The organism is Protofrankia coriariae, assembly GCF_001017755.1.
GTDB classification, from domain to species: Bacteria; Actinomycetota; Actinomycetes; order Frankiales; family Frankiaceae; genus Protofrankia; species Protofrankia coriariae.
In genome coordinates this window covers 265,022-282,875 of record NZ_JWIO01000003.1, presented here as the reverse complement: position 1 = coordinate 282,875, position 17,854 = coordinate 265,022, and the positions used below count along the sequence as shown (strand labels likewise).

Sequence of the window (17,854 nt, the reverse complement as noted above, 5' to 3'; positions counted from 1 at the left end):
GGCGGCCCGCTCACCTGCCGTAGCTGTCTGGCCGCGATCAGTTTGATCACGGTGAACGTCCTGGTGTCGGCGTTACCAGCGGTCTGGACGATTAGCTCACCGTAGCCGTCGGCGTCGATGTCGATGATCGAGATGGTCGGCGGCGACACCACCTCCGACAGCGCCAGCGTGGCCGGCCCGAACCGGCTGAGCGTGACCACGAGGGTGTTGCCGGACAGTTGCGTCGTGTCGTCCGTGCCGTCGCCGTCGACATCGCCCTTTTTCGCCGGCCGGGACACCGGCTGCGGCAGGGGCGGGGAGTTGACGTTGCTGGGCGAGACGCTGGGCCGCCCGGCCGTCGCGCTCGAGGACGGCAGCGGGCTGATTTCCGTGACCGGCGAGGTGGACAGCGACGAGGGCTGCGCGGTGATGGTCCCGCGGACCGGGCCGCCTCCGCCGCCGCCGTGGGCGGCCGACGAGGTCGGGGTGCGTGCGGCCGTCGCGCCGGCCGTCTGCGTCAACGGCGGCGCGGCCGGTTCGACCAGGGTGGTGGAGTCGCGGGGCTCGCTCACCACGTAGGCGACACCGATCACACCCGCCAGCGCCAGCCCGCCGAAGGCCGCAGCCGGCACCCGCATCCGGCGCCGGCGCAGCGCCCCGGCACGGATCCGCGCGTACGCGTCCGGCGACGCCTGCAGTGGTTCGACCGCCTCGGCAAGGCGCCGGCGTAGCTCGTCAGGTTCGAGCCCGGTCACCGCAGGCCCTCCAGCTTGCTACCCAGCGCGGCCAGCCCGCGGGACGTGTACGCCTTCACCGATCCGACGCTGCAGCGCATGACCGCCGCGGTGTCCGCCTCGGAAAGATCGGCATAGTAGCGCAGGACCACCGCCTCCCGCTGGCGGCGCGGCAGCTCGCGCAGGGCCTGCACGACGGCGGCCCGCTCGACCAGGGCGTAGGCGCCCTCCTCCGCGCTGGCCGCGTGCGGCATCGGCTTGGGCGCGTGCTTGATGGCCACCAGCCGGCGCCGCAGCGTCGAACGCGCGAGGTTGACGACGGTCTGCCGCAGGTAGGCGAGCGCTTTCTCGCGGTCCTGCAGACGGCCCCAGGCCGCGTGCACACGGATGTAGGCGTCCTGGACGACCTCCTCGCACAGGCCGAGATCGTCGAGCAGGAGAGCGGCGAGACGGACAAGCGACCGGTAATGTTCCGAGTACAAAACGGTGAGAGCGGCGTCGGCGTCCCGTGCGACCTCGCTACGGGCGGCGTCGCTCCGCGCAGGCACGGGCCGCCACCCCTCCACGACTGTCATGGGCGCGGTCACAACAGATCAGACGCGCTCCCACCCCCAATGGTTGCTCTCACCTCACGTTGTATCGCTTCCGGCCCCTACGCACACCCCTAACTGGACGACTACTAGGCATACCCGCCGGTAGCATCTTGGCCCACGTCACACATGACGCATGGGAGGTCGATCGTGAAGGAAATTGCTGAGGCGATTCTTGCCGGTGACACCCCCCGGAAGGAGTTCGCGGACCTTCGCATACCCGAGCGCTACCGGGCGGCGGTGGTCCGCAAGGCGGACGTCAACATCTTCGCCGGACTCACCTCCCAGGAGAAGGACCCCCGACGTGCCCTGTACGTCGACGAGGTCGCCACTCCCGAGCTCGGCCCGGGCGAGGCGCTGGTCGCGGTCATGGCCTCCGCGATCAACTACAACACCGTGTGGACGTCGATCTTCGAACCGCTCCCGACGTTCGGCTTCCTGGAGCGCTACGGCCGGGTCTCCCCGCTCGGCAAACGCCACGACCTGCCATACCACGTGGTCGGCTCCGACCTCGCCGGAGTCGTCCTGCGCGCCGGCCCCGGGGTGCACGCCTGGGCGCCCGGCGACGAGGTGGTGGCCCACTGCCTGTCGGTCGAGCTGGAGCGTCCCGAGGGCCACGACGACACGATGCTCGACCCGGAGCAGCGCATCTGGGGCTTCGAGACCAACTTCGGGGGGCTGGCCGAGCTCGCCCTGGTCAAGGCGAACCAGCTCATGCCGAAACCCGCGCATCTGACCTGGGAGGAGGCCGCCGCCCCCGGGCTGGTGAACTCCACCGCCTACCGCCAGCTGGTGTCGCGCAACGGCGCGAACATGAAGCAGGGCGACGTGGTGCTGATCTGGGGTGCCAGCGGCGGACTCGGCTCCTATGCCACGCAGATGGCACTGGGCGGCGGCGCGATCCCGGTCTGTGTCGTCTCCTCCGCTCACAAGGCCGAGATCGTCCGCCGGATGGGTGCCGAGCTGGTGATCGACCGGGCCGCGGAGGGCTACCGGTTCTGGAAGGACGAACACAACCAGGACCCGAAGGAATGGCAGCGGTTCGGCCGGAAGATCCGGGAGCTCACCGGCGGCGAGGACCCCGACATCGTCTTCGAGCATCCCGGACGGGAGACCTTCGGCGCCTCCGTCTACGTCGCCCGGCGCGGCGGGACGATCGTGACCTGCGCCTCCACCAGCGGCTACATGCACTCCTACGACAACCGCTACCTGTGGATGAACCTCAAGCGCGTGATCGGATCGCATTTCGCGAACTACCGCGAGGCCTGGGAGGCCAACCGGCTGATCGCCAAGGGCCTGATCCATCCGACCCTCTCCCGGGTGTATCCGCTGACCGAGACCGGGCAGGCCGCCTACGACGTCCACCGCAACCTCCACCAGGGCAAGGTCGGGGTGCTCTGCCTCGCTCCCGCGGAAGGCCTCGGCGTCCGCGACCAGGCGACACGCGAACGTCACCTCACCCAGATCAACCGCTTCCGCGGGGTGTAGGGGTATTGGATGCCGGGTACCCGCAACGCCGGGTTTCTCGAGCACAAACCTGGCGATCGGCGCACTTTCCGGGAGACTCGATGTACGTCGGTTCACCGGCCCCGAGGAGGTCAACCATGACAGTGGTCTGGCACGCTGATGTCCCATGACCGAACAAACCGATCTCATCCCGATGTCCGGCGGTGGGGATGCCTCGCCGGAGTTCGATCTGGTTCGTCGCGGCTACGACCCGCATCAGGTCAGAGCGCACGTCAACTGGCTTGTCGAACAGTTGCGGGAAGCCGAGTCGCATCGGGCCGCGGCCGAGGCCGCGGCTTCGGAGGCCGCCACCGAGGCCGCCGCGCTGCGTGATGATCTGGCCGCCAACCGGCCGGCCTGGGAGGAGTTCGGCGAGCGGATCACCAAGATCCTCCAGCTTGCCGAGGAAGAGGCCGCCCTCGTCCGCGCCGAACGGACCCGGGAAGCCGAGGTCGCGCTGGAGGAGGCCCAGCAGACCCACGCCGACGCGCAGCGCACCCGCGAACGAACGGTCCGGGAGGCCGAGACAAAGGCTCAGGAGACCATCGCTACCGCGGAGGCGCAGGCGGAGCGGATCGTCGCCGACGCCCGTGAGGCAGCCGAAACGGCCGAGAACGACTCGCNCTCGCGGCGTCGGCTGGCCGACCTCGGTCGGCAACGCGACCAGGTGACCGCCCAGCTCGGTCAGTTGCGCGACCGGCTGGCCGCGGCGATGGCCCCCCTGGACCTCAGCGTGGATCCCAGCGTGGATCCGGAGCCGGCGGACGCCGAACGGCCCACGGCCGTCCGCTCCTGACCCGGCCCCTGCCCTGGAGGCACGGGCCCGCCGGCCGTATGCGGACCGGGATCGCGAGCCGGGCCGGATCAGCCGCCCGGCCGCGACCGGCCCGGCGGATTCCGGCGGCCGCGGTGGGTCCAGCAGATCGTGTGCCAGTGCCTGCGGTCAGCGACCTGCTCGTCAGGCCAACACACCACGTGCGGGGTGGCCGGGACTATCTCCTGCTCACATCCGGGACAGCGGTAGCGCTTCCACGCGGCCGCGCCGCTGACCCGGCGGACGACCCAGTCGCCGTCCGGATGCTGTTCGGTCGTCTCGGATCCGACGATCACGGGTGCCCGCGGCGTCTGTGCCCGCCCCTGCGCTCGCGCCCGTCGGGACCGGCTCCGGGTCATTGTGGGCGCGTCGCCGACGTCCGGTCGACGACCTCACCTTCGATGACCCGATGTGGGTCCGCACCACCCGCCGTGTGACCCCGGGAAACGCCGATCCGGTTGGCGGTCGACGTGGCGATCGTCTTCACCAGCTTCGCCTTACGGATCACCCCCCGCGGCGACGACAGGGCCGCGGAGGCACCCAGCAGAAGCTGGAAGGCCCGGTCGCTGCCGCGCCAGTGCTCCCGCAGCACGGCCTCACCCGCGCCGATCTCCAGCCGGCGGAACGCGAAGGCCACGATCGCGACATCGTCGAGCTGGCCCACCACCGGGATCAGGTTCGTCAGTCGGTTCTTCGGGGACAGCAGATACGCCAGCGCCCCGGCCGCCTCCAGCTTGGCCGACTGGGAGACTCGCGGATCGGCCAGGACCTTCCTGAGCATCACCACGCAGTCGGGCACGAACGTCACGATCTCGCGGCCCAGCTCCCGGGCGGCATCCTTGTCCAGCGGGATCATCGCGGCATCCTCCGGGTGCGGCAGCGGGGGCCGGCGTGTCGGTGACGAATCACGCCGTACGGCGCCATCGTAGGCGACGGTGCCGACACCCCAGCCGCCCAACGACCGGCATGCCTGATCAGTGAATCCGGAACCCGCGGCGGGTCTTGCGGCCGAGATAACCCGCTCTGACAAGGTGTTCGAGCAGCGGAGCCGGAGCGTGGCCAGGCTCCCGGAACTCCTGGTACAGAGCGCGCTGGATGGCAAGCGTCACATCCAGGCCAACGACGTCGACGAGCGCGAACGGCCCCATCGGATGCCCGCAGCCAACCGTCATCGCCGTGTCGATGGCGTCGATGTCCGCGTAGTGGTCCGCCAGCATCTTCACCGCGTCGTTGAGGTAGGGGAACAGCAGGGCGTTGACGATGAAACCGGCCCGGTCGCCACAGCGCACCGGACGCTTGCCCACCGCCCGCGCCACCTCGAAGGCCGTGGCGGTGACGTCGTCCGCGGTCAGGACGGTGGGCACGATCTCCACCAGCCGCATCACCTGTGCCGGGTTGAACCAGTGCATCCCCACCACGTCCCGCGGGCGGGCGGTGGCGGCCGCGCACTCGATCACCGGCAGGGACGACGTGGTCGTCGCCAGCACCGCCCCGGGGCGCACCACCGCGTCGAGGGCCGCGAACAGGGCACGTTTGACCGCGAGGTCCTCCACGACCGCCTCGATGACGAGGTCGCAGCCGGCGAGGGCGGCCAGGTCGGTGCTGCCCCGCACCCGGGACAGGGCGGCGGCCCGGTCGTCCAGGGAGATCCTCCCCTTCTCGACGCCCCGCTCGAGCGAGCTTTCCAGCTTCTTGCGGACAGCGGCGACCTTCTCCTCGCCGCGGGCGTGGAACACCACGTCGTAGCCGTACCGGGCGCAGACCTCGACGATCCCGGCGGCCATCGTCCCGCTGCCGACGATGCCCGCCGTGCGCACCGGCCGGGGCGTGGCACCGGTCACGGTGCCAGCCGTGGTACCGGCCGTCGGCACCACGTCGACGATCTCGGACGTGTCGGGGGCGGCGTAGGTGTAGAAGCCACGCCCGGTCTTGCGACCGAGCATCCCGGCCGCGACCAGCTGCCGCAGCAGCGGCGCCGGAGCGTGCAGGTGGTCGTGGGAGGTGCGGTGGATCGAGTCCAGGATCTCGTAGGCCGAGTCGAGCCCGATCAGGTCGAGCAGCGCGAGCGGGCCGATCGGATGCCCGCAGCCCAGGCGCATGGCCGCGTCGATGTCCTCACGGGTGGCGTAGTGCGCCTCCAGCATCCCCACAGCGCTGTTGAGGTAGCCGAACAGCAGGGCGTCGACGATGAAACCGGCCCGGTCCGCGGCGATCACCGCGGTCTTGCCGACCTTCGTGACGAGGGCTTCGACGTCCGCCAGCACGGTGGCGTCGGTGACGACCGTACGGACGATCTCGACCAGCCCCATGACCGGCGCCGGGTTGAACCAGTGGGTGCCGACGACCCGGGACGACCGGGACGTCCCGGTGGCCAGTTCGGTGATGGACAGCGAGCTGGTGTTCGTCGCGATGATGGTCCCGGACGGGCACAGCGCGTCCAGGTCGGCGAGGACCGCCTGCTTGTCCTCAAGCCGCTCGGGCACCGCCTCGATGACCAGCCGGCAGTCCGCCACCGCCGACAGGTCGGTGCCGGCGTGGATCCGGGCGAACAGCGCGTCCCGGTCGGCTCCGGTCAGTTTGCCGCCGTCGACCGCCCGGTCGGTCGAGTGGCGGATCCGGCCGAGCCCCCGTGCCAGCGCCCTGTCGCCGTGTTCGACGCCCACCACCTCGATACCGGCGCGCGCCAGCACCTCGGCGATTCCCGCGCCCATGGTGCCGAGCCCCACCACGCCGACCCTCGTGAAGTCCCCAGCCATCCCGGACCGCCCCTCTCGTCGTCGCTGTCGTCGTTGTGCCCACCAGCGACGCGCGGATACTTCCCAGATCTTCGACGCGCGGCCCCACAACCGCCACTTCACGTCGCATCGACCAAAAAAGGAACAATCAACAGATAATCGGACAGCCGGACGTCGATGGCGAAGCACTATGGCAGTAACGTCAGCGCGGGAACATGATTCGGTCTGACGACGCTGAAGTGCCGACGGTCGACAGTGGCGACCCGGCCCACACGGAAACGCTCCGCGATGGCAATCACGGAGGCGTCAACCGAACCGAGCGAAAGATGATACCGGTATCGAGTACGGTCGCAATCACACCGAATCGCCGAAACGCAACCGCATACGCTCGCGGATGTAATCGTCATGCCGCTCGGCTAGATCCGCCGGGCCACGGATGCTGCCGGTCAGGGCCAGCAGCCCCGCCGGAACGACGTCTTCGGAGGGCGTCTCGACCGCGGGCCGTCCACCGGCTTCCTCGACAACCCGGGAGAGTTCCTCGTCCTGCGTGACGAGCAGCCGCAACCGCCGCACCTGGCTGAGGGTGAGGCGGTCCACCAAATGGTGCATGTCCTCATAGTCATGGGCCGCAGCCATGACTAATAGTATCCGGCGACCCGCCGGCACCGGACAGTCCGATCGGCCAGTACCCACCGCCAGCGAGATGATCATCGGCCACGGGCAGCGTGGGCCGCCAGCGCATCCTTCGGCGCCGCGCCTGTTCACCGCCGACGCGGACTGTCTCGAATGAGCATGGTCGATGTCCGGTAGCACTCGGCCGGACCCGCTCCCCACACAAACCCGACCCGAAAGGCGAGCCTTTTCCGTCGAGCTGGAGCCGAACAACCCACGCGACACGCCACCCACGTACGACGCCCTCCACGTACGACGGACAGTGGATATCTGATATAAAATTCGTCAATCGAACCAGATCGGACGCGATTTCATCAATAACGACGGATTGCGAGCGGGACAGGGGCCGCGGGTGGGGGCAGGGGCGCTACGCCGGGTCGTAATCGTCACGCTGGCGGTCACGGCAGGCGCCGCAGCCGTTNCAGCCGTTCTCGGCGGGCTGGCTGCCGGTCCAGCCTCATCGGAAGACCGCTTTCCAGGCCCGCTGGACCTCCTGCGTCGACACCCCTGGTGGTCGGTTCTCATTCTGGCCGTGCTGGGCGCGGCGGCGACTCTGCTACTGGAACGGATACAGAATCGTCCGCCGGCGGGGGCGNGGCGGGGGCGGACGATTCGCCGCCGGCACCGCCGAGCGTGCCCGAATGGGTGATCAGGCGTACGGAAGTCGCGTCGGTCGTCGCCGCGGTGTGCTCGCGGCAGGGCGGCACGGTAGGAATCACCACGGTGCTGACCGGCGCGGGCGGCTTCGGGAAGACGACACTGGCCAAAGTCGTGTGCGCCGACAAAAAGGTGCGGAAGCACTTCAAAAATCGAGTCTACTTCGTCACCATGGGCCGCGATGAGCGGAGCCGGGCCAGCATCGCCTCAAAGGTCAACCAGGTCATTCATCTGATCACAGGAGACACCACCACCTTTGACGACCCGGAGCTGGCAGGGGCCCGTCTGGGCGGGCTCCTGGACCAGCGCCCCCGTATTCTGCTTGTTCTCGACGACATCTGGGAACGGGAACAGCTTGACCCGTTCCTTCGGGGCGGCAGTCGGTGCGTGCGGCTGGTCACCACACGCGTCCCCACCATTCTCCCAACCGGCTCCGGCGCGCCACCGGTTCTGGTCGACAGGATGTCTCACGCAGAGGCCCGTCAGGTACTGACGTGGAGATTACCGCGCCTGCCAGAGGTCCTGACGTGGGATCTGCTGGCGACAACCGGACGCTGGCCCCTGCTGCTGCACCTGACCAACGGAATAATCAAGGATCAGGTGGACACGGGCGCCGATGCCACCGCGGTCGCCGAGGAGACGCTACGGCAACTGCGGGCGCAGGGACCAGCGGCGGTGGACGATCCACTGACACCACCAGATCCTGATGACGCCAACAAACTTAATGATCCCAACGAGCGTGGCAAGGCCGTGCGGGCGACCGTGGAGGCCGCGGCCCGGCTGCTGCTCGCGGACGGCAGGGACCGGTTCGTCGAACTGGGGATCTTCGCCGCGAACGAGACCGTCCCGGTGACCCTCGTGGCCCGGCTGTGGGAGGCGACGGGCGCATACACCGAGAGACAGTCACGGGCCCTGTGCCTGAAGCTGGACAGCCTGTCCCTGCTCACCCTGAAACACGAGGCAGGGGGCAGCGTGACCCTGCACGACGTCATCCGCGACTATCTGCGCGGCGAACTCGGCCCCGCCCGCCTGACCGCTCTCAACGAGGCGCTGGTGGACGCGGTCGAGGCCGGCCTGCCGGCAGCCGAACCGCTCGCGCCCTCGGCACCGCGACCGCCGGCCGCATGGTGGAAGCTGACCGACGGATACCTGCTGGACCATGCCATCGACCACCTGCTCGCCGCGGGCCGCACCGACCAGGCCGAAGCCCTCGCCAGCGACCTCCGCTGGGTCGAGACCCGGCTGTGCCAACGCGGGCCCACATCCCCCTGGCGGGACCTCTCCCGTATCCCCACCCCGACCGCCGCGGAACGGGCCCGTGACCTCGCCCGCACCGCACACCTCCTCGGACCAACGCAGCCCACCCACGCACTGTCCGCGATCCTGTACAGCCGCATCGAGCCACTCGCCCACTGGCATGACCAGGTCACCGTCCGACAAGGCCGGTCCGGCCAGCCAGCACTGCTCAACCGCTGGACGCCGCCGGACATCCCCGATCCCGCCATCCTGCGCCCTCTCGCCGGCCACACCGGCCGGGTGACCGCGCTGGCCATCGCACCGGACGGCACCTGGCTCGCCACCGGCAGCTATGATGACGCAACGGTACGGATCTGGGACCGGAGTACCGGCCGCATCACAACCACCCTCACCAGTCAGGTGACCGTGCTGGCCATCGCACCGGACGGCACCTGGCTCGCCACCGGTAGCCGGGATGGGACCGTACACATCTGGAACCCGACCACCGGGACTCTCACCAGCACTCTCGCCAGCCGCACCGGTTCAGTACTCGAGCTGGCCATCGCACCGGACGGCACCTGGCTCGCCGCCGTCGGTAACGATGGGACCATATGCATCTGGGACCCGATCACCGCCACCCTCCTGCACACGATCACCGATCAGACCGACGCGGCGACCGCGCTGGCCATCGCACCAGACAGCAGATGGCTCGCTACCGGCAGTCACGACGGAACCATACGCATCTGGGACTCGGCCACCGCCACCCTCCTGCACACCCTGACCGGCCACACCGCCTGGATAACCGCACTGGCCATCACACCGGACGGCACCTGGCTCGCCACCAGCAGTCATGACGGGACCATACGCATCTGGGACTCGGCCACTGGCCGCGCCACCGCCACCCTCACCGGCCACACCGCCTGGGTAATCACGTTAGCCATCGCCCCGGACGGCAGCTGGCTCGCCAGCGGCAGCGACGACAGAACGGTCCGGATCTGGGATCCGGCATCCTCCGCCCTTCTGCACACCCTGACCGGCCACACCCACGAGGTGACCGCGCTGGCGATCACGCCGGACGGCACCTGGCTCGCCACCACCGGCAGCTACGACGAAGGAACGGTACGGATCTGGGACCCGGCCACCGGCCGCGCCACCGGCACCCTCACCGGCCACACCGCCGCGGCGACCAAGCTGGCGATCGCCCCGGACGGCAGCTGGCTCGCCACCGCCGGCAGCTTCGGGGACGGGACGGTACGGATCTGGGACCCGGCCGCCGCCACCCTCACCAGCCGTACCAGCCCGGCCGGCGACGTAACCGCGGTGACGATCGCCCCGGACGGCACCTGGCTCGCAGCCATCCACTACAGCGGGGCGGTGCGACTCCGGGACCGGGCCACCGGCCGCCTCACCGCCACCCTCAGCACGGGTGCGCAGGTGACGGCGATCGCCCCGGACGGCACCTGGCTCGTCGTGGGCGACAGCCTTGGGACAGTGGCGATCCTGGACCGGGCCACCGGCCATCCCACCGCTGTCCTCACGGGCGGCACCGGCTGGGTGACCGCGGTAGCGATCGCACCGGACGGCACCTGGCTCGCCACCGGCAGCCTCGACGGGGAGGTACGGCTCTGGGACCGGGTCACCGGCCTGTGCACCGCCACTCTCATCGGCCATACCGGGCGGGTGACCATGCTGGCGATCGCACCGGACAACAGCTTGATCGCTACTAGCGGTGAGGATGGGACGGCGCGGATCTGGAACCTGGCCACCGGCAACCCCGTCCCCACCCGTACCCGCCGCGCCCCCCGTACCAGCCGTACCAGCCGCACCCGCTGGACGACCATGCTGGCGATCGCGCCAGACGGGGCCTGGCTCGCCACCGGCAGCCACGACGGGGTCATCCGGATCTGGGATCCAGCCACCAGCCGCGTCATCACCACCCTCACCGGCCACACCGGCAACGTGACCGCGATGACGATCGCCCCGGACGGCACCTGGCTCGCCACCGGCAGCGACGACGGGAGCATAGGGATCTGGAACCGAGCCGCCGGCCGCATCGGCACCCCCATCGGCCACACCGGGCAGGTGACCGCGTTGGCGATCTCCCCGGACAGCACCCGGCTCGCCACCGCCGGCCACGACGGGGACATACTAATCTTGGACGGAGCCTCCGGAGACGCCGTCACCATGATGCGGGCCGATGGGCGCCTGCACGCCTGCGTCTGGACTCCCGACGGTCACGGCCTGGCCGTGGGCGGCGAACGAGGAGCCTACTTCTACGGATTTCGTTCCTGAAATCGGGCGGCCAGGTGACCATATTCGGCCGGGCCGTCGTCGTCCATGGCGCGGACGTCCTCGCTCGTAATGACGGTGCCGAGACATACCACCGGGAGATCGGTCCGTTCACTGCGGGACGTTTCCGCCGCTGTGCCCTGCCCGACGCCCGACTCACGGCCATCAGTCATTGTCAGAACAGGGTGGGGATTGCGGGGGCCAGGCCGCGCAGGGCGTCGTAGTCGACGGTGACGCAGGTCAGGCCGCGGTCCGCGGCGAGCAGGCGGGCCTGTGGGGTGATCGACTGGGCTACCAGGATGCCGCGTACCGGGTGCGGCAGGAAAGGATCGTCCTGCAGCCGGGCGAGATAGCGGGTGAGCTGTTCGACGCCATCGATCTCGCCTTTGCGTTTCACCTCGACCGCGACGCTGGCGCCGTCGGGATCCCGGCAGAGCAGGTCGACCGGGCCGATGCCGGTCTCGTACTCGCGGCGCACCAGAGTGAGGCCCTCCTGGATCGCGTCCGGCCGATCGGCAAGCAGGACCTGCAGGTGCGCCTCGACGCCGTCCTTCTGCAGGCCGGGATCCACGCCGAGATCGTGCGAGGAGTCATGCATGATCTCTTCAAGGGTGATGACGAGCTGCTCGTCCGCGCGGTTGGTCACCCGCCAGACACCGTCCGCCTCGGCTATCGCACATGGCGGGCTCATCCAGTTCAGCGGCTTGTAGGCCCGCCCGTCCGCGTGGATGGACACCGATCCGTCCGCCTTCACCAGCAGCAGGCGGACGGCGCTGGGCAGGTGTGCCGTCAGTCGGCCCACATAGTCGACGCTGCACCGCGCTATCACAAGACGCACGGTTGCGCACCTTACCGCGTGCCGGCCCCGGGCGGGCCAGGGTGGGGCGGTCCGGCGTCGGGTGCGCCGGGGGCGGGTGCACCGGGGGCGGGTGGTCGCGAATCCTGGGCGTCCTCGTGGATGGCTGTCAGCTCCCAGCGGGTCAGTTGCGGCAGCGCCCACCACAACGCAACGAAGAACGCCGCGGTCGCCGAGCAGATCAGGACGGTGGCGAGCGGGCCCATCAGCACGTCGACGACGAGCAGGACGGCGCCGTTGATCCCCACGCCCAGCATGGCCAGTCCGGCCAGCGCCATGGTGTTGGCCGCGGCGACCAGCCGGGCGCGGGCACCCCGGCGGAACATGATCCGGTGGTAGGCCACCGGGCCGATCAGCAGCGCGGACGCGGCGGCGACCACCAGCAGCGTGGCCAGGTAGAGCGCCCGCTGGAAGTCGGTGACCTGGTCCCAGCGCTGGGTGAAGGGGAGGGTCAGCAGGAAGGCGAAGAGGATCTGCACACCGGTCTGCGCCACCCGGATCTCCTGAAGCAGTTCGCTCCAGTTCCGGTCCAGACGCCTGGCCCGCGGCTCCGGAGCATCCTCCAGCGGGACGTCCTCCCATGGCGCGCTGTTCCGCGGGGCAGTGTTCCGCGGGGCGCTGCCCTGCGGGGCGCCGCTCTGTGAGGCACTGTCCCGTGGGGCACCGCACCGCGGAACACCGCCCGGCGAAGCGCCACTCTGCGAAGCGCCGCCCGGTGAAGCACTGTCCCGCGGAACACCGCCCGGCGAAGCGCCACTCTGTGGAGCGCTGTCCTGTGGGGCACCGTCTCGGGAGGCGTCCGGGCGGGTGGGCATCGCCGGCCGCCTAGCGTCAGGGGGTGGANCGCTGGGCGTCTCCTCCGCCGACGCCCTCGGTTCCGCCGACGCCCTCGGTTCCGCTGACTTCCCCGGCTTCTTCGGCGGGCTTCCGGTGGGCGTCCGCGTCGGCTGCCGCAGCGGCTTCCCCGGCTCCGGCGGCCTTCCCAGCGGCCCGCCGGGCGGCGACAAGGTCGTCGAGCAGGCGCATCCGGTCGGCGTAACGCTGCCGGTAACGGTCCGCCCGCTCCGCGGGCAGCCTGATCAGCCGCGTCGGGTCACCGTTGTCGGCCATGTCCGCCCGCTTCACGGCGACGGCGAGATCGTCGGCGGCGACCCGGGCGAGGTAGTCCTCCACCGGCTCCCCCGGGCGGTGGCTGAGCGCGTCGACCGCCGCCACGACCGCAGGCGGGTAACCGAGCGCGACCAGATCGTCCAAGGTGATCGCGGAGTCCTCGACGACGTCGTGGAGCACCGCCGCCATCTGCGCGTACTCGTGGTCGACCCCGGCGCCGTCCGCGATGGCGGCAACCACCCGCATGACCCGCAGCGGATGGCCGATGTACTCCTCGCCGATCTTGTCAAGCTGGCCGGTATGGGCTCGGGTGGCCAGGGCCACCGCGTCGTCCAGGGACGGAGTGTCGGGGACCATCTTGGGCACGCTACGCGCCCGCCGGCCACCTCGCACATCGGTCCCGGGCCGGCGAAACATCTCTCACCAGGCCTTTGAGGCTCTCACCAGGCATCAGTCACTTTCCGCGACGACTACTCTCCGCGAAGTCAGCGTCTCGGAGTCCAACCGGGTCAGCTGGTGGGCTGTGGTCGGTCCAGGCCGCCAGCGGCCCGGATGACGTCGACCACGCTGTCCATGATCTCGGTGAGGCCGTAGTCCTTCGGCGTGTACACCTCGGCGACGCCGAGGGCCTTCAGCCGCTCGGCGTCCGCCGGCGGGATGATGCCGCCGACGACCACGGGTACCTCCCCGACGCCGGCCGCGCGCAGCCCGTCGAGTACCAGCGGCACCAGTTCCATGTGCGAGCCGGAGAGCACCGACAGGCCCACGACGTGGACGTCCTCCTCCACGGCGGCGGCGACGATCTGCGCGGGCGTGAGCCGGATGCCCTGGTAGACCACTTCGAAACCGGCGTCCCGGGCGCGCACGGCGATCTGTTCGGCGCCGTTGGAGTGCCCGTCCAGGCCGGGTTTGCCGACGAGGAACTTCAGCCGGCGGCCAAGCTCCTTCCCGGTCGCCACGACCCGTTCCCGCACGTCGGTGAGCTGCCGGCCGCCCGCGTGCACCGAGGACGCGGCGGACACCCCGGTGGGGGCCCGGTACTCGCCGAACACCTCCCGCAGGGCACCGGCCCACTCGCCGGTGGTGACGCCCACACGGGCGCAGGCGAGGGTGGCCGGCATCAGGTTCGCGTCGGTCTTCGCCGTGTCCCGCAGGTTCTGGAGGGCTTCGTCGACGGCACGCGCGTCGCGGCCGGCCCGCCATGTCGCGATGTCGGTGCGGGCGGCCTCCTCCACGGCCGGGTCCACCGTCTGGATGGCCGTGGTCAGGTCGGCGAGCAGCGGGTTCGGCTCGGTGGTGGTGAAGGCGTTGACGCCCACCACCACGTCCTCGCCCGACTCGATGCGCACCCGGCGGGTCGCGTGCGAACGGACGAGCTCGGACTTCATGTAGCCGCTTTCGACCGCGGCGACCGCGCCTCCCATGGCCTGCACCCGGTCGATCTCGGCCTGGGCGGCCTCGGCGAGGTCGGCCACCCGGCGCTCCACGACGACGGAGCCCTCGAACAGGTCGGGGTACTCCAGCAGGTCGGTCTCGTGGGCGAGGATCTGCTGGATGCGCAGGGACCACTGCTGGTCCCAGGGCCGGGGCAGGCCGAGCGCCTCGTTCCAGGCCGGCAGTTGCAGCGCCCGGCAGCGGGCGTCCTTCGACAGCGTCACCCCGAGGGCTTCCAGCACGATCCGGATGACGTTGTTCTCCGGCTGCGCCTCGGTCAGGCCGAGGGAGTTGACCTGGACGCCGTAGCGGAACCGCCGGTGCCGCGGGTCCTCGACGCCGTAGCGGGTCCGCAGCAGGGTGTCCCACAGCCGCGTGAACGCCCGCATCTTGCACAGCTCCTCGACGAAGCGGACGCCGGCGTTGACGAAGAAGGAGATCCGGGCGCACACCTCGCCGGTGCGTTCCGCCGGCACCTGCCCGGAGGCGACCACGGCGTCGAGCACGGCGATGGCCGTGCACATCGAGTAGGCGATCTCCTGGACGGGGGTGGCGCCCGCCTCCTGCAGGTGGTAGCTGCAAATGTTGATCGGATTCCACTTGGGGATCTCGGTCACCGTGTAGGCGATCATGTCTGTGATCAGCCGCAGCGACGGCGCCGGCGGGAACACGTACGTCCCGCGGGAGAGGTACTCCTTGATGATGTCGTTCTGGGTGGTGCCGACGAGTGCGGCCACGTCCGCGCCCTGCTCCTGCGCGACGACCTGGTAGAGCGCGAGCAGCCACATGGCCGTCGCGTTGATCGTCATCGAGGTGTTCATCTGGCCCAGCGGAATGTCGTGGAACAGCGCGCGCATGTCGCCGACGTGGGCGATCGGCACGCCGACCTTGCCGACCTCGCCGCGGGCGAGCTCATGGTCGGGGTCGTAGCCGGTCTGGGTCGGCAGGTCGAAGGCGACCGAGAGCCCGGTCTGCCCCTTGGCCAGGTTCCGGCGGTAGAGGGCGTTGGTCTCGGCCGGGCTGGAGTGCCCCGCGTAGGTTCGGATGATCCACGGCCGGTCCCGCTGGGGACGAGCCTGCTCGGTGAGGTCCTGCCGTGCCGCATCCGCCATCGCCGCACCCGTTCCCGAAGGGATTGTCGGACGTCCAGAAGCGTACCGGCGCGGGTCGTCAGCCGCCCGAACAGAGCGGAGGGCGGCCCTGCNGCGGAGGGCGGCCCTGCCACACGGTGAACAGGCCGGTGGGCAGGCCGTCGCAGGCGCCGGGACCCTGCGCGATCCGCTGCCACGGGCCGTTGCCCGCCCGCTTCCACACCTGCGGGTTCGGCGGGGCCGGGGTGACGCCCGCGACCTGCGCGAGGCCCACGGCCCAGTACTCGTCGGCGGCGCTGTCGACGCCCTCGACAGCCCCGTAGAAGAGCTTTCCCTGCGGTATGACGACGTCGTCAGTGGCCACCCCCGCGGTGCCGCCCTCCCGCAGGGCGTACGCGAGGCTCGCGCTGAAGGCCCGCCTGTCCACCGGCCGCACCCGCATCTGGTGGGCCGCGCCCGGCTGGCGGCTGCCCTCCCAGGCGGACGGTTCCAGCGGCGGCTGCACCTCAGCCGGGGGCGCGACGGTGGGCGCCGGCCGGGGGGCGGGTGTCTTCGTCGGTGCCGTGGCCAGGCCGATGGCCACTCCCAGACCGATCGCGGCGGCGAACGCGCCCGCGATGACCAGCGGGCGGCGCGGGTCGGTGGGCTGGCCACCGCCTGCGCGGTACGCGGGACCATCCGCTGGGTTCAGCCGCTGCGCATCGACGTCGAGCATGTTCCTCCCCGGCCGGCTCCATCATCCCATGGTGCACGGCCACGCCCCGGCACCGGGGCACCGCCGTCCACGCTGGTCGGCCACAGCCCACCACACCGGCCGATCCGGCGTGCCGGCCGGTCGCCGCGTAGCGGCCGGTTACCGCGGATCAGGCATGACCGACATGGAACAGGTCGGCGTCCTCGACCTGGAGGAAACGTCCGAGACGGTTCGCCGACAGCAGCCTGCCCAGATCGTCGGGTACGTCCACGAGCACCATCGACCGCCCGGAACGCCGGGCCCGCCGCACCCCACCGAGCAGCACGCCGAGCGCCGCCTGGTCGGCGAGCTCCAGACCGGCCACGTTCACCCGCAGCCGCCCCCGGCCGCAGTCGATCGCGGTGTGCAGGCGCAGCCGCAGATCACCGACCGTCCGCACGTCGACCCGGCCGTGCAGGCGCACAGTCTGCAACTCCCTGCCGCCGTCGTTACGAAACGTCACGTTCTTGCCCATCAGGCCTCCCGTCCCCCCGTCCCCCCTGATCCACGCCCTGACCGGTCGGGCATCCGCAAGCACCCAGGGCCTTCCTTCCGGCGACACGGGCGAAGCTGCGTTCGTGTCACCTGAAGGCCGGCCAGGGCATGCCCGGCGATCAGAGGTTGTCGGACGTGGCCGGCCGTGTATCTCGGCCGACGGTTTCCATACCCTCCGTTTCGATTCGTGTCGCGCCAGCGGCGAAGCGTGTGACGCCTCATCTGTAATGCCAGTATCCATGGTCGCAGAGTGGCCGTTCAGATGGGCTGATGTGTACAGCGGCAGGATTGTCACGCACGGAAGTACCGCAACTTGACAGGAATATAAACACGCAATACGAACAACTATAACGCTATGTTTACCCAAGATTACGCTTACGACTGCGACGCGACCCACGCGCGAACGCCTGCGCGCGGCCGGCGGCGCTGAGACGATGAAGGCCGTCCGGCCCGCCGGCCCGGACAGCCGGGAGGTGACGGTGCCACTGAACAGCCTGCACTACACGATCGGTCCGGCCATCGCCGTCGCCGCCACCGCCGTACTCGTGGCGGTGTGCAGATGGGTCTTCACACCGACCCGGACGCGCGGCAACCCGGACGCCCCCTTCCAGCATGCCGACTTCGGCATGCTGGTACCTGTGGCCACGCTGCGCACATCATCGGAGGCGGACCGGCTGCGCCAGCTCCTGCGCCAGCACGGGATCCGGTCAACCTCGGGCACGGCCGCACTCGGCCCGATCCAGGTGAACGCCGACGGGAAGCTACGGCGTCACCACACCGCCGCCTGGCACGTCATGGTGTTTCCCGAGGACTCCATGCGGGCCCGCGCGGTGGTGGCTGGCACGGAACGGGACTGGGCCTGACGGACAGGACCGGGCCTGACAACAGCCGGGCCCGCGTCCGCCCCCGTGTCCGGTCCACGC

The 17,854-nt window shown here is 70.4% G+C and carries 15 protein-coding genes; 4 read left to right on the top strand and 11 right to left on the bottom strand.

Features of this window, described 5'->3' with window-relative positions; all coding sequences use genetic code 11:
- Positions 1-734, bottom strand: a 734-nt coding sequence (locus tag FrCorBMG51_RS03605) for a VCBS repeat-containing protein (RefSeq protein WP_200902313.1), incomplete at its 3' end; no start/stop codon positions are given.
- On the bottom strand, positions 731-1,288 hold the full coding sequence (locus tag FrCorBMG51_RS03600) for a SigE family RNA polymerase sigma factor (protein WP_047221646.1): 558 nt from the start codon (positions 1,286-1,288) through the stop codon (positions 731-733). The genes FrCorBMG51_RS03600 and FrCorBMG51_RS03605, both read right to left, overlap by 4 nt.
- Before the next feature lie 165 nt (positions 1,289-1,453).
- On the opposite strand from FrCorBMG51_RS03600, the gene ccrA reads away from it, so the two are divergent.
- Positions 1,454-2,791, top strand: coding sequence for a crotonyl-CoA carboxylase/reductase (ccrA, locus tag FrCorBMG51_RS03595; RefSeq protein ID WP_047221645.1), 1,338 nt, complete (start codon positions 1,454-1,456; stop codon positions 2,789-2,791).
- Between the two features lie 145 nt (positions 2,792-2,936).
- Positions 2,937-3,605 (top strand): SPFH domain-containing protein, encoded by a 669-nt coding sequence (locus FrCorBMG51_RS03590; RefSeq protein WP_047221644.1) that lies wholly within the window; start codon positions 2,937-2,939, stop codon positions 3,603-3,605.
- Between the two features lie 373 nt (positions 3,606-3,978).
- Here the strand turns inward: FrCorBMG51_RS03590 and FrCorBMG51_RS03580 are convergent, their stop codons facing one another.
- From FrCorBMG51_RS03580 to FrCorBMG51_RS03570, 3 genes are all read right to left on the bottom strand, one after another.
- Positions 3,979-4,479: a YkvA family protein gene (locus tag FrCorBMG51_RS03580; RefSeq protein ID WP_047221713.1), complete on the bottom strand. Its 501-nt coding sequence runs from the start codon at positions 4,477-4,479 to the stop codon at positions 3,979-3,981.
- A gap of 118 nt (positions 4,480-4,597) precedes the next feature.
- Complete coding sequence (locus tag FrCorBMG51_RS03575; RefSeq protein WP_047221642.1) at positions 4,598-6,379, bottom strand: 3-hydroxyacyl-CoA dehydrogenase family protein; 1,782 nt, start codon at positions 6,377-6,379, stop codon at positions 4,598-4,600.
- A gap of 333 nt (positions 6,380-6,712) precedes the next feature.
- Positions 6,713-7,069, bottom strand: a complete 357-nt coding sequence (locus FrCorBMG51_RS03570) for a hypothetical protein (protein WP_200902312.1) — start codon at positions 7,067-7,069, stop codon at positions 6,713-6,715.
- A 606-nt stretch (positions 7,070-7,675) separates the two neighbouring features.
- Between FrCorBMG51_RS03570 and FrCorBMG51_RS03565 the strand changes: the two genes are divergently transcribed.
- A complete protein-coding gene (locus tag FrCorBMG51_RS03565) occupies positions 7,676-11,215 on the top strand; it encodes an NB-ARC domain-containing protein (protein ID WP_157180373.1) in 3,540 nt (1,179 codons plus the stop codon).
- 172 nt (positions 11,216-11,387) lie between these two features.
- Here the strand turns inward: FrCorBMG51_RS03565 and nucS are convergent, their stop codons facing one another.
- The 6 genes from nucS to FrCorBMG51_RS03535 form a co-directional block, all read right to left on the bottom strand.
- Entirely contained in the window at positions 11,388-12,050 is a 663-nt protein-coding gene (nucS, locus tag FrCorBMG51_RS03560) for an endonuclease NucS (protein WP_047221640.1), read from the bottom strand.
- Positions 12,051-12,061: 11 nt separating this feature from the next.
- The gene (locus FrCorBMG51_RS32350; protein WP_047221711.1) at positions 12,062-12,634 is read right to left on the bottom strand and encodes a DUF6328 family protein; all 573 of its coding nucleotides are present in this window, start codon (positions 12,632-12,634) and stop codon (positions 12,062-12,064) included.
- Positions 12,520-12,825, bottom strand: a complete 306-nt coding sequence (locus FrCorBMG51_RS33455; protein ID WP_420848569.1) for a pentapeptide repeat-containing protein — start codon at positions 12,823-12,825, stop codon at positions 12,520-12,522. The genes FrCorBMG51_RS32350 and FrCorBMG51_RS33455 overlap by 115 nt, the downstream gene beginning before the upstream one ends.
- Positions 12,826-12,899: 74 nt before the next feature.
- Positions 12,900-13,535: an HD domain-containing protein gene (locus tag FrCorBMG51_RS03550; protein ID WP_086055227.1), complete on the bottom strand. Its 636-nt coding sequence runs from the start codon at positions 13,533-13,535 to the stop codon at positions 12,900-12,902.
- A 152-nt stretch (positions 13,536-13,687) separates the two neighbouring features.
- A complete protein-coding gene (locus tag FrCorBMG51_RS03545) occupies positions 13,688-15,724 on the bottom strand; it encodes a protein meaA (RefSeq protein ID WP_047221639.1) in 2,037 nt (678 codons plus the stop codon).
- 842 nt (positions 15,725-16,566) lie between these two features.
- Positions 16,567-16,911 (bottom strand): STAS domain-containing protein, encoded by a 345-nt coding sequence (locus FrCorBMG51_RS03535; RefSeq protein ID WP_013874994.1) that lies wholly within the window; start codon positions 16,909-16,911, stop codon positions 16,567-16,569.
- 454 nt (positions 16,912-17,365) lie between these two features.
- On the opposite strand from FrCorBMG51_RS03535, the gene FrCorBMG51_RS29265 reads away from it, so the two are divergent.
- Positions 17,366-17,794, top strand: a complete 429-nt coding sequence (locus tag FrCorBMG51_RS29265) for a hypothetical protein (protein WP_052914255.1) — start codon at positions 17,366-17,368, stop codon at positions 17,792-17,794.
- The last annotated feature ends 60 nt before the right edge of the window (positions 17,795-17,854 follow it).